This is a genomic window from Thiorhodococcus drewsii AZ1, assembly GCF_000224065.1.
Classification (GTDB): Bacteria; Pseudomonadota; Gammaproteobacteria; order Chromatiales; family Chromatiaceae; genus Imhoffiella; species Imhoffiella drewsii.
In genome coordinates this window covers 222,609-234,902 of sequence record NZ_AFWT01000001.1, presented here as the reverse complement: position 1 = coordinate 234,902, position 12,294 = coordinate 222,609, and the positions used below count along the sequence as shown (strand labels likewise).

At 63.5% G+C, this 12,294-nt stretch carries 11 protein-coding genes; 8 read left to right on the top strand and 3 right to left on the bottom strand.

Annotation, left to right across the window (positions count from 1 at the left end; all coding sequences use genetic code 11):
• Positions 1-229 precede the first annotated feature (229 nt).
• Positions 230-1,087, top strand: coding sequence for a DUF6920 family protein (locus THIDRDRAFT_RS00985; RefSeq protein WP_007038913.1), 858 nt, complete (start codon positions 230-232; stop codon positions 1,085-1,087).
• Between the two features lie 54 nt (positions 1,088-1,141).
• On the opposite strand, the gene gatB is transcribed toward THIDRDRAFT_RS00985, so the two are convergent.
• The 3 genes from gatB to gatC are packed head-to-tail and all read right to left on the bottom strand — an operon-like array spanning position 1,142 to position 4,461.
• Positions 1,142-2,671 (bottom strand): Asp-tRNA(Asn)/Glu-tRNA(Gln) amidotransferase subunit GatB, encoded by a 1,530-nt coding sequence (gatB, locus tag THIDRDRAFT_RS00980; protein ID WP_281054750.1) that lies wholly within the window; start codon positions 2,669-2,671, stop codon positions 1,142-1,144.
• Positions 2,672-2,719: 48 nt separating this feature from the next.
• Entirely contained in the window at positions 2,720-4,174 is a 1,455-nt protein-coding gene (gene gatA / locus THIDRDRAFT_RS00975; RefSeq protein WP_007038911.1) for an Asp-tRNA(Asn)/Glu-tRNA(Gln) amidotransferase subunit GatA, read from the bottom strand.
• Positions 4,174-4,461, bottom strand: a complete 288-nt coding sequence (gatC, locus tag THIDRDRAFT_RS00970) for an Asp-tRNA(Asn)/Glu-tRNA(Gln) amidotransferase subunit GatC (protein WP_007038910.1) — start codon at positions 4,459-4,461, stop codon at positions 4,174-4,176. Before gatC ends, gatA begins: the two co-directional genes overlap by 1 nt.
• A gap of 249 nt (positions 4,462-4,710) precedes the next feature.
• Between gatC and THIDRDRAFT_RS00965 the strand changes: the two genes are divergently transcribed.
• The 7 genes from THIDRDRAFT_RS00965 (at position 4,711) to THIDRDRAFT_RS00935 (ending at position 12,274) form a co-directional block, all read left to right on the top strand.
• Positions 4,711-5,757, top strand: coding sequence for a rod shape-determining protein (locus THIDRDRAFT_RS00965; protein WP_007038909.1), 1,047 nt, complete (start codon positions 4,711-4,713; stop codon positions 5,755-5,757).
• Positions 5,758-5,899: 142 nt separating this feature from the next.
• Positions 5,900-6,724 (top strand): rod shape-determining protein MreC, encoded by an 825-nt coding sequence (gene mreC, locus THIDRDRAFT_RS00960; RefSeq protein WP_007038908.1) that lies wholly within the window; start codon positions 5,900-5,902, stop codon positions 6,722-6,724.
• Positions 6,721-7,212: a rod shape-determining protein MreD gene (gene mreD / locus THIDRDRAFT_RS00955; protein ID WP_007038907.1), complete on the top strand. Its 492-nt coding sequence runs from the start codon at positions 6,721-6,723 to the stop codon at positions 7,210-7,212. The genes mreC and mreD overlap by 4 nt, the downstream gene beginning before the upstream one ends.
• 3 nt (positions 7,213-7,215) lie before the next feature.
• Positions 7,216-9,087 carry a penicillin-binding protein 2 gene (gene mrdA, locus THIDRDRAFT_RS00950; protein WP_007038906.1) on the top strand — a complete coding sequence of 624 codons (1,872 nt, stop codon included), beginning with the start codon at positions 7,216-7,218 and terminating at the stop codon, positions 9,085-9,087.
• Positions 9,077-10,213, top strand: coding sequence for a rod shape-determining protein RodA (gene rodA / locus THIDRDRAFT_RS00945; protein WP_007038905.1), 1,137 nt, complete (start codon positions 9,077-9,079; stop codon positions 10,211-10,213). Before mrdA ends, rodA begins: the two co-directional genes overlap by 11 nt.
• A gap of 64 nt (positions 10,214-10,277) precedes the next feature.
• Positions 10,278-11,297: a lytic murein transglycosylase B gene (gene mltB, locus THIDRDRAFT_RS00940; RefSeq protein ID WP_007038904.1), complete on the top strand. Its 1,020-nt coding sequence runs from the start codon at positions 10,278-10,280 to the stop codon at positions 11,295-11,297.
• 26 nt (positions 11,298-11,323) lie between these two features.
• Positions 11,324-12,274, top strand: coding sequence for a septal ring lytic transglycosylase RlpA family protein (locus THIDRDRAFT_RS00935; protein ID WP_007038903.1), 951 nt, complete (start codon positions 11,324-11,326; stop codon positions 12,272-12,274).
• Positions 12,275-12,294 lie beyond the last annotated feature (20 nt).

The following is a 12,294-nucleotide window of genomic DNA, read 5'->3' as shown; positions in this document are numbered from 1 at the left end:
CCAGCGATCCGAAACGGCTGGATGATGGACGAGAGTGTAATCCCGAGCAGGCGCGGCTTGCATGCGAATTCGCGACCCCGGATCGGGGCGCCAAAACCGACCCCCAAGGATCGCGTCGAGGACTGGACGGACGAACGTTTCGTCTTTTAGGCTGCCCGCTTTCAAACCAGACACAGACCCAGCCGGCTCGAATGCGGCCTCAAGCAGTCATTCGATCCAAGGAGCGGTTATGTTACTCAGCGTCGTTCTACCACTGCTCTTCGTCCTCACCTTCGTCCCGGTCGTGGTCCTGCTCTACGGGATCACACGCTGGCAATCGGAAACGAGCCTGTTGCGCAACCGTCTCGAAGGCACGCGATCCCAACTGCCCAGCCGGGTCTTCAGCCCCGACGAACTGGAGGGCCTGCCGCCACCCGTGCAGCGTTTCTTCGATACGGTGCTCATGCCCGGACAACCCCTGATCGCGGTCGCCGAACTCGGCCACGTCGGCCAATTCAACATGGCGGAGCATGGCGAACGCTGGGCTCCATTCAGATCCAATCAGGTCGTCAGTACCCACCGGCCGGGATTCGACTGGGACGCCCGCATCCGCCGCGCACCCGGCGTCCAAGTCTTCGTGCACGACGCCTACATCGCCGGCGAAGGCCTCATGAAGGCTGCCGTCCTCGGACTGTTCAAGGTCAACGAACAAGGCGGCAGCCCCCGAATGGCGCAGGGCGAACTCATGCGCTTCCTGGCCGAAGCGGCCTGGTACCCGACCAAGCTGCTGCCCAGCCAGGGCGTCACCTGGGAACCGATCGACGACGAATCGGCCCAGGCGACCCTGTCCGACGGCGACAACTGCGTGTCGCTGGTCTTCGAATTCGACGAAAACGGAATGATCCGCAGCGTGCGGGCCAAGGCGCGTCATCGTTTCGATCATGGAGACATGATCGAAACGCCCTGGGAAGCCCGCTTCTGGGACTACGAGACCCGCACCGGGATCCGTGTCCCGACACGTGCCGAGGCGGCCTGGATGCTGCCCGAGGGTCGCCACGCCTACTGGCGCGGACAACTCACCGACGTTCTCTACAAGTTCGCACCCTGAGCACTCGTGACCTGGACGCCGCAGACGAAATCGCTGCGGCATCCAGGTCCGACCTCACCGCTGCAGCTTGCGCTTGAGGATCTCGTTGACCTGGGCCGGATTGGCCTTGCCGCCGCTCTGCTTCATCGTCTGACCGACGAAGAAACCGAAGATTTTGTCCTTGCCCGAGCGATACTGCTCCACCTGGGCCGGATTGGCCGCGATGATGGCATCGATCATGGCCTCAATGGCCCCCGTGTCCGTGATCTGCTTGAGCCCCTGGGACTCGATCACCTGATCGGCGTCGCCACCGCCGTTCCACATCCCCTCGAACACCTGCTTGGCCAGCTTGCCCGAAACGGTCCCGTCCTGGATGCGACGAATCAGACCAGCCAGCATGGACGCACTCACCGGACTCGCATCGAGCTCGACCTCGGTCTTGTTGAGGGCCGCCATCAGCTCCCCGCTGACCCAGTTCGCCGCCAGCTTGGGCTCGCCGCTGTCGCGCGCGACCGTCTCGAAATAGTCGGCCAGTTCGCGGCTCGCGGTCAGCAGACCCGCGTCGTACTCGGACAGACCATAGTCGGCCTGGAAACGCGCCCGCTTGGCGTCCGGCAGTTCTGGAAGATCCGCGATCGCACGCGCCAGGAAGTCCGCGTCGATTTCGACCGGCAGCAGGTCCGGATCGGGGAAATAGCGGTAATCGTTGGCCTCTTCCTTGGTCCGCATCGAGCGCGTCTCGTCCTTGTCCGCATCATAGAGACGGGTCTCCTGGACCACGGTGCCGCCGCCCTCGATCAGGTCGATCTGACGCTCGACCTCGAACTGGATCGCCTTCTCAAGGAAGCGGAACGAGTTGACATTCTTGATCTCGGCACGGGTGCCGAACGCCTCCTGACCGACCGGACGCACCGAGACGTTGGCGTCCATACGGAAGGAGCCTTCCTGCATGTTGCCGTCGCTGATACCGATGTAACGCACGATTTGATGGATCTTCTTGGCGTAGGCCACCGCCTCCTGCGGCGAACGCATATCGGGCTCCGAGACGATCTCCAGCAGCGGCGTGCCGGCACGATTGAGATCGATGCCGGTGAAACCCTGGAAATCCTCATGCAGCGACTTGCCCGCATCCTCTTCCAGATGGGCGCGCGTCACGCCGATGGTCTTGACCGTGCCGTCGTCGAGGACGATCTCGACCTGCCCTTTACCGACCACCGGTAACTCGTACTGGCTGATCTGATAGCCCTTCGGCAGGTCCGGATAGAAGTAATTCTTGCGCGCAAAGATGGAGCGCGGCGCGATCTCGGCCTCGATCGACTTGCCGAAGCGCACCGCAAACGTCACCGCCTGCTCATTGAGCACCGGCAGCACGCCCGGCAGCCCCAGATCGATGGCGCATGCCTGGGTGTTGGGCTCGGCACCGAAGGCGATCGGGGCACCCGAAAAGATCTTGGATTGGGTCGCGAGCTGGGTATGGATCTCGAGACCGATGACGGTTTCCCATTGCATGGCTTGGCCTGCCTGAATCTGAAAATGAACCGCAAAGACGCGAAGTGCGCCAAGGCATGGAGTCGAAAGGCCGAATTGAAGCCGCCGAAGCGGCATTCATACGGCGCAATAGGCTGCGCTATTGCGCCCTACAGCGATGAATCCTTACTCGAACCCAGCCGGCGCAGCCTGGTGCCAATGCGTCGCGTGCTGGAACTGATGCGCGACGTTGAGCAACCGGGCCTCGTCGAAATAGTTGCCGATGATCTGCAATCCGACCGGCATGCCGTCGACCGGCGCGACAGGGATCGACATCCCCGGCAGGCCCGCGAGGTTGGTGGCGATGGTGTAGATGTCGTTGAGGTACATGGACACCGGATCGTCCATCTTGTCGCCGATAGGAAAGGCCGTGGTGGGGCTGGTGGGTCCCATGATGACGTCGACCTGCTCGAAGGCGCGCTTGAAATCGTCGGCGATGAGATGACGGATCTTCTGCGCCTTGAGGTAATAGGCATCGTAGTACCCGGCGGACAGCACGTAGGCGCCGATCATGATGCGACGCTGAACCTCGGCCCCGAAGCCTTCGGCGCGACTGCGCTTGTAGAGGTCTTCGAGATCCTCCGGATTCTCGCAGCGATGCCCGTAGCGCACCCCATCGAAGCGGGCCAGGTTGGACGAGCACTCGGCCGGCGCAACCACGTAATAGACGGGAACCGAGAGCGGGCTGTTGGGCAGACTGATCTCGACGATCTCGGCACCGAGTCGCTCGTACTCCTTGATCGCATCCTGGATGACGGCGGCGACGCGGCTGTCGAGTCCGTCCCCAAAGTATTCCTTGGGCAGACCGATCTTCAGGCCCTTGATGCCGTCGTCGAGCGCATCGACATAGTCCGGCACCGGGACGTTGGCACTGGTGGAATCGCGGCTGTCGAAGCCGGCCATCTCGTCGAGGAGGAAGGCCGCATCGGCGGCGGAGCGCGCCATGACGCCAGCCTGGTCGAGCGAGGAGGCGAAGGCGATCATGCCCCAGCGCGAGCAACGCCCGTAGGTGGGCTTGATGCCGGTGATGCCGCACAGCGCCGCCGGCTGACGAATCGAGCCTCCAGTGTCGGTCCCGGTGGCAACGGCGCACAGACGCGCGGCGACGGCTGCCGCCGAACCGCCCGAGGAGCCTCCGGGCACCTTGGTCTCGTCCCAGGGATTCTTGACCGGTCCGTAGAAACTGGTCTCGTTGCTCGACCCCATGGCGAATTCGTCCATGTTGGTCTTGCCAAGCACCACGGCGCCAGCGGCGGCCAATTTCTCGACGACGGTCGCGTCATAGGGCGCGACGAAGTTGTCGAGCATGCGCGAGCCGCAGCTGGTCTTGATGCCCTGGGTGCAGAAGATGTCCTTATGGGCGATCGGGATGCCGGTGAGCGGGCCGGCCTCGCCGGACTTCAACATCTGGTCGGCGCGCTCGGCGGCGACCAGGGCCGAGTCGGCCGCGACCGTAACGAAGCTGTTCAGACGCGGGTCGAGCCGCGCGATACGCTCCAGATAGTGCTTGGTCAGTTCGACGCTGGAGTAGGTGCGCAGCCGCAGGTCGGCGGCCAATTGGGCGATCGATTTGTTCTGCATTATTCGATGACCTTCGGAACCAGATAGAGTCCGTCTTCGGTGAGCGGGGCGATGGACTGGAAGTGCTCGCGCTGGTTCGATTCGGTGGGTTGATCGGGCCGCAGCCGCTGAGCCATGTGCAATGGATGCGCCATGGGCTCGACATGACTGGTGTCGATGGCGTCCATCTGGGCAACCAGATCCAAGATGTTGCTCAGATCCGACGCGTAACGCTCGGTCTGCTCGGGTGCGATCGCCAGACGTGCCAGATGGGCGATCTTCTCGATGTCGGAACGGTCCAATGCCATTGCGATCCTGCCGTGTGCTGAAATCCGGTCAAAATAGCATAGGGCCGAGGAAGGCGAAAACTCACGCACTCAGGCGCCGCACGCCACCACCCATTTGGTATGCCGCGCTCCCTCCTCCTTGCCGATCCTCAGCCGCGTTGTTAGATTAACGGCCCAATTGCCTTGCCGTTCCTGCATCTCGACTCCCAAGCTGGTCCCGGACGCCACCGTGGGCCTGGCGTCCGCCTCCAACTGGAAGGTTACTACCAGATGTTTTTCCGAAGCATTCGCGGAATGTTTGCCAACGATCTGTCGATCGATCTTGGAACCGCCAACACGCTCATCTACGTCCGAGGACAAGGTATCGTGCTAAACGAGCCCTCGGTTGTCGCGGTTCGTCATGACAAAACCGGCGGCGGCAAAACCGTGCTAGCGGTCGGCGAGGAGGCCAAGCAGATGCTCGGCCGCACACCGCAGAACGTCACCGCAATCCGGCCCATGAAGGACGGCGTCATCGCCGACTTCACGGTCACCGAAAAGATGCTCCAATATTTCATTCACAAGGTTCACGAGTCGCGCATGCTCCAACCGAGGCCGCGCGTACTCATCTGCGTGCCCTGCGGATCGACCCAGGTGGAGCGACGCGCGATCAAGGAGTCCGCCGCTGGAGCCGGCGCCCGCGAGGTCTATATCATCGAGGAGCCCATCTCGGCAGCGATCGGCGCCGGGCTGTCGGTTCACGAACCGCGTGGCTGCATGGTGATCGATATCGGCGGCGGCACCTCGGAGGTTGCGGTCATCTCGCTCAACGGCATCGTTTATTCGGAATCGGTGCGCGTGGGCGGCGATACCTTCGACGACGCCATCATCAATTACGTCCGACGCAACTACGGCACCCAGATCGGCGAGGTGACGGCGGAGCGCATCAAGCATTGCATCGGCTCCGCATTTCCCGGCAGCGAGGTGCTTGAGATCGACGTCAAGGGACGCAGCCTCGCCGAAGGGGTTCCGCGCAGTTTCACGCTCAACAGCAACGAGATCCTGGAGTCGCTCCAGGAACCCCTGTCCGTGGTAGTCGAGGCGGTGAAGATGGCTCTCGAACAGACGCCTCCCGAACTCGGCGCGGACGTGGCCGAGCGCGGCATCGTGCTCACCGGCGGCGGGGCGCTGCTGCGCGATTTCGACCGGCTCATCGAGGCAGAGACCGGACTGCCGGTCGTGGTGGCCGATGATCCCTTGACCTGTGTCGCGCGAGGCGGCGGACGAGCGTTGGAACTGCTCGACGCCCAGGAAACGGGTCTATTCGCCACCGAGTGAGAAGAGGGGGAGCCGGCACGGCATCTAGCCAGCTGCCAGCAGCCTCACAGCACCCATTCGTTCCGAGACCGAGTCGAGGAAGGACATCATCAAACCCCTGTTCGCCAAAGGACCCTCTCCCACCTTCCGCGTCATCGCGGCGGTGTTGCTCGCCTTTGGGCTGATCATCGCCGACCACCGCTATCACCGTCTCGACCAGATCCGCTCCACCGTCTCGGTCGCCATCCATCCGATGCTGATCGCGGCCAGCGAACCGGCCCAGCTGCTCGAAACGGTCGAGGGCCTCCTGGCGAGTGGCAGCGAGCTGCGCCACACCATCAATGGACTGCATCGCGAGAATCTGGTGCTCAAGGCCCAGCTGCAGCAATTCGAGGCGCTGGAGGCCGAGAACTCGCGTCTGCGCGATCTGCTCGGTTCCTCGCTCGACGTCGGGGAGCGGGTCCTGATTGCCGAGATTCGCGCAGTCGAGCTGGCGCCCTATCGCCAGCAGGTCGTCGTCAACAAGGGAACCAAATCCGGGGTCTTCGTCGGACAACCGGTACTGGATGCGAACGCCGTCATGGGCCAGGTGATCCAGGCCACACCCTTCTCATCGGTCGTGCTCCTCATCACGGACGTGGACCACGCGCTCCCGGTGGAGATCAATCGTAACGGCCTGCGCACCATCGCGGCAGGCACCGGGCTGAGCGATGAACTGGAGCTGCTCTACATCCCCAAGAACGCCGACGTCCGAGTCGGCGATCTGCTCGTCACATCCGGCCTCGACGGCCGCTTCCCTGCCGGCTATCCGGTCGCGTGCGTCACCAAGGTCCGCCAAGATCCAGCGAACCCCTTCACGACCGTGATCGCCGCACCAACGGCCAAGATCGACCGCAGCCGCGAGGTCCTGCTGGTATGGACCCTCGGCGACCAGGCCCAACCCAAGGCGTTGGCCGGTGCACCGCCCAAAAGGCGAGGCGCCGAGTGAAACGCGCGAGGCGACCGCTCAGGCTCTGGCCCGTGGTCCTGAGCCTGGTCCTGGCGATGCTGCTGACCATCCTGCCGCTGCCCGAGTCGATCGGAGATTACCGTCCACAATGGGTCACGCTGGCGATCATCTTCTGGTGCTTGGCCATGCCGCAACGCATCGGCGTCTTCTGGGCCTTCTTCGCCGGATTGACGCTGGATGTCCTCACCGGATCCCTGCTGGGCGAGCACGCCCTTGGTCTGTCCGTGGTCGCCTATCTCACAGGCATGCTACGCTCGGGCATCCTGCTGTTCCCGCTCTGGCAGCAGGCATTCTTCATCTGGGTTCTGCTGTTGGTCGAGCGCCTGCTGTCGCTCTGGGTTATCGGTGCCACCGGCCAGCCCATGCCGCCACTAAGCTATTGGAGCGCAACCTTCGGCAGCCTGCTGGTGTGGCCCTGGCTGTTCCTGGTGCTGCGGATCACCGGGCGGCGCATCGGATCGGATTGAGCCATGCTCGAAAGCAGCCTGGAGGACCGCAAGCGCGATCAGCGTATCGTCAAGGCACGAGCCATCGTCGCCGGGGTGCTGGTGACCCTCGGACTGGGGGTGACGCTGCTACGCCAGGCGCATCTACAGATCCAGCAGTACGAACACTTCTCGGTGCTCTCCAAGGGCAACCGGGTGAAGATCCTTCCGGTCCCACCGACGCGCGGCTTCATCTACGACGCCAAGGGGCGACTGCTGGCCGACAACCACCCGAGCTTCTCGCTTGAGATCACGGTCGAGAAGGTCCCGAACCTCGATGAAACGATCGAGGCGCTCGCGGAACTGATCCCGATCGACGCCAAGGATCGCGCCCGTTTCCAGCGACTCAAGCGCCAGCGTATGCGCTTTCAGGGCGTGCCTATTCGACTCAACCTGACTCCGACCGAAGTCGCGCGCTTCGCCGTCGATGCCCACCGCTTCCCAGGCGTCGAGGTGCATGCCGAGCTGATCCGCACCTACCCGCTCGCCGATCTGACGGCGCATCCGCTCGGCTATGTCGGACGTATCAACGAGCGCGACCTGAACAACATCGACGCCGGCAACTACGCCGGCACCAACTTCATCGGCAAGGGCGGGGTCGAAAAGGCGCACGAGGACGTGCTGCACGGACGCGTCGGCTATCAGCAGGTCGAGGTCAATGCGCGCGGACGTATCCTGCGCACGCTCGAAAGCACCCCGCCGGTGCCCGGACAGGACCTGCTGCTCTACCTCGACATGGACTTGCAGCGGGCCGCGACCGAGGCGCTCGGGGAATTCAAGGGCTCGGTGGTCGCCATCGATCCGCGCAACGGCGGCGTGCTGGCGCTGGTCAGCAACCCGAGCTACGACCCCAATCTCTTCGTGCAGGGAATCAGCCAGAAGGATTACGACGCACTGCTCTACGCCCCGGACAAGCCGCTCTATAACCGCGCGGTGCGCGGTCAGTATCCGCCCGGTTCGACAGTCAAGCCCTTCATCGGACTCGGCGGACTGGCGACCGGCATGACCTCGCCCGAAAAAAATACCTTCTGCCCCGGCTATTTCTCGCTCCCTGGCCAGAGCCATAAGTTTCGCTGCTGGCGACGCGGCGGGCACGGAAGCACCAACCTACAGCAGGCGATCGTGCAGTCTTGCGATGTCTATTTCTATGCGCTCGCCAACCACATGGGAATCCGACGACTGCACGAGTTCCTGAGCGAGTTCGGCTTCGGGCAGCGCAGCGGCATCGACATCTCGGGCGAATTGCCCGGACTGCTGCCCTCGCCCGAGTGGAAGGAGCGGGTGCGCCATAAACCCTGGTATCCGGGCGAAACGCTCATCGTCGGCATCGGCCAAGGGGCCTTCCTGGCGACACCGGTTCAGCTTGCCGTGGCCACGGCCGCCATGGCCAATAGCGGTCACTATATCGAGCCGCGTATGGCGCGTGCCAAGCGTCTGCCGGGAGAGACACGCGAGGATGAGTTTCCAGTGGTGTCGCGACAGATCGATGCCGGAGAGCCAAACAATTGGGACGAACTCATCAAGGACATGAGCCTGGTGGTCGAGAGCCCGCGAGGCACGGCCAAGCGTATCCGATCGAAGGAGTACCGGATCGCGGGCAAAACCGGTACCGCACAGGTCTTCAGCATCGGGCAGAAGGAGTCCTACCAGGGCTCGAAGGTGCCGGAGCACATGCGCGACCATGCGCTCTTCATCGCCTTCGCTCCGGTAGAGGATCCGCGCATCGCGATAGCGGTGATGGTCGAGAACGGCGGACACGGAGGCTCCGTCGCCGCGCCCATCGCACGGCAGGTCATGGACGTCCTCCTGGGCGGCTCGCGCCTGACGACATCCGGAGACGCCGAAGGTGGCGATTAAACCCGTTTCGTCGCGACTCGGCGCCGACACCGCAATACCGGATGTCGGGCTTTTCCGACGTCTGCACATCGACCTTACCCTATTGGTCGCCCTGCTGGCGCTTTGCGGCTTCGGCCTGGTCGTGCTCTACAGCGCCGGAGATCAGAACGCGGGCCTCATCGAGCGCCAGCTCGCCCGACTGGGGCTCGCCTTCGGCATCATGGTCGCCATCGCCCAGATCTCACCAGAAACGCTCCGTCGCTGGTCGCCCGGACTCTACGTGGCCGGGGTCCTCATGCTGCTGGCCGTCCTCATCGTCGGCGAGATCGGCAAGGGCGCGCAACGCTGGCTCGATCTCGGGGTGTTCCGCTTTCAACCCTCGGAAGTGCTCAAGCTGGCCGTTCCCATGACCCTGGCCTGGCTGCTCTCCTCGCGACCCCTGCCGCCGCGACCGACGAACGTCCTGTTGGCGCTCGCCCTGACCCTGATTCCGGTCGTGCTGATCGCCAAACAACCCGATCTGGGCACCTCGCTGCTGGTCGCCAGCGCCGGAATCCTGGTGCTCTTTGTGGCCGGACTGAGCTGGCGCATGATCCTGGGATTCGCGCTCCTGGCCGCCGCCATCGCCCCCCTGGTGTGGTTCGGGATGCACGACTATCAGCGGGCGCGCGTGCTGACCTTCCTCGATCCTCAGTCCGACCCCCTGGGTACCGGCTACCACATCATCCAATCGCAGATCGCCATCGGCTCCGGAGGCATCTCGGGCAAAGGCTGGCTCAACGGCACCCAATCCCATCTCGAATTCCTGCCCGAACGCCATACCGACTTCATCTTCGCCGTCATCGGCGAGGAGTTCGGATTCTCTGGCATCCTGGCCCTTTTGGCGCTCTATCTCTTCATCGTCCTGCGCGGCCTCTTCATCGCGGTCCAGGCCCAGGACAACTTCGGCCGACTTCTGGCTGGCGGATTGACGCTCGTCTTTTTCGTCTATGTCTTCGTCAACACCGGGATGGTCTCGGGTCTATTGCCGGTGGTCGGGGTGCCCCTGCCGCTCATCAGCTACGGCGGAACCTCGATGGTGACGCTGCTGGCCGGATTCGGGATACTCATGTCGATCGAGACCCATAAACGGACGCAATCGCGCTGAATTTGCATCGCCTTGCACATATACTGCGAGTGAATTCTAGAATCGCGCCTTGCCTGGAGCCCTCATGTCCCCGCGTTGCAAGACAGTCGCTGGAATTGCACTGGCCATAGGATTTTCCTTCGCCGCGAGCGCCGAGCCACCCGACGCCTACCGGACGGGCATCGAACGCTTCGTCGCCGACATGGACGGCGAGCAGGGATTCGACGCCGAGACGCTTCGGGGCCTGCTGTCCCAGGCCAGCTACCGCCAGAGCATCATCGACGCCATCCAGCGCCCCTACGAGGCCAAGCCCTGGCGCGACTACCGCAAGATATTCATCACCCCCGAACGCATTCGCGGTGGCGCACGCTTCTGGCGCGAGAACGCAGCGACACTGGAGCGCGCCGAGGCCACCTTCGGGGTCAAGCAGGAAATCATCGTCGCCATCATCGGAGTCGAAACCAACTATGGGGCCAATGTGGGCACCTATCCGGTGCTCGACGCCCTAAGCACGCTCGGATTCGCCTATCCGCCGCGCGCGGACTTCTTCCGTGGAGAACTGGAGGATTTCCTGCGGCTGACCCGAGAGGAAGAGATCGATCCGCTCCGCGCGGTCGGATCCTATGCCGGTGCCATGGGCAAGCCCCAGTTCATCGCATCGAGCTATCGTGCCTACGCCGTCGATTTCGATGGGGATGGACGGCGCGATCTCTGGAACAGCGACGCCGACGTCATCGGCAGCGTCGCCAACTATTTCAGCCAACATGGCTGGCGCTCCGGCGAGGCCGTCGCCTACCCGGCCCGATCACCACAGGATTCGCCGCAAACGTTGGCGATCGCCGAGAAGGCCCCGCTCGCCCCCAACCTGACCGCCGGAGCACTCAGCAACGCCGGGGTCGAATGGGACGCCACATTGCCAGCGGAGACGCCGCTGACCCTGTTGCGACTCGATGGGGACGGCCGACATGGCGAGGATGGCGATGAATACTGGATCGGACTCACAAATTTCTACGTCATCACCCGCTACAACCACAGCAATCTGTACGCAATGGCCGTGCACCAACTGAGCGAGTCGATCCGCGCCCGCCATCTCGACGGATCCTGATCGTGCCACGACCGAAAGAGACCAGGATGCAAGACATCGCAATCGCCATACAGCGAAACCCGGTGAGGAAAAGCGCCGCTAGCCGATTCGGATCGGGACTCACGCTCTGGCTACTCGGCCTCACGATCCTTGCCACGCTCGGCGGATGTGCCAGCAAGGGCGAGCTGGTCGACGGCGACGAGATCCCACCCGAGATCGCCCGTATCCCCGATGCCGTTCCCAAGGTCGAGCCGCTCGCCAAGTCCGGCAATCCAGAGTCCTACGTAGTCCACGGCAAGCGTTTCTTCCCCCTCCGCAACAGCCTTGGTCACGTCGAGCGCGGCCTCGCCTCCTGGTACGGCGAGCCCTTCCACGGACGCAAGACCAGCTCGGGCGAAATCTACGACATGCACGCCATGACCGCCGCCCACAAGACATTGCCATTACCGACCTACGCCCGCGTCACCAATACGGAGAATGGACGTAGCGTCGTGGTCCGTATCAACGACCGTGGCCCCTTCCATGGGTCGCGCATCATCGATCTCTCCTACACGGCGGCGGTCAAGCTGGGCGTAACGAAGAAGGGAACCGCGATGGTCGAGGTGCGTGCCATCGACCCGAGACACCCGAAATCGGACCGCGACTCCGATCGAGGTCCCTTCCTGGCCGAGCAAGCCGCAACGCCCAAGCCTACGAAGGTCTCGACGACACGCCGGCCACCGACGAGCCAGACCAAGACAACCGCTTCGCGCGGCACCAGGCAACCGCTTTATCTGCAGATCGGCGCCTTCGGCGATCCCAAGAATGCCGAGAAATTGCGCACACGCCTCACCAGCCAGTTGGTCACCGAGAAGATCCGCATACTGAGCCCGCAGTCAGACGGCCCTCCTTTGTACCGAGTGCGCATCGGCCCCATCCCTTCAGCGCACGACGCGAACCGGCTGGCCCAGCAAATCACCAGTCTCGGGCTCGAATCGCCGCACTGGATCGGCAACTGACGCCGCCCCGGATGCCAAAC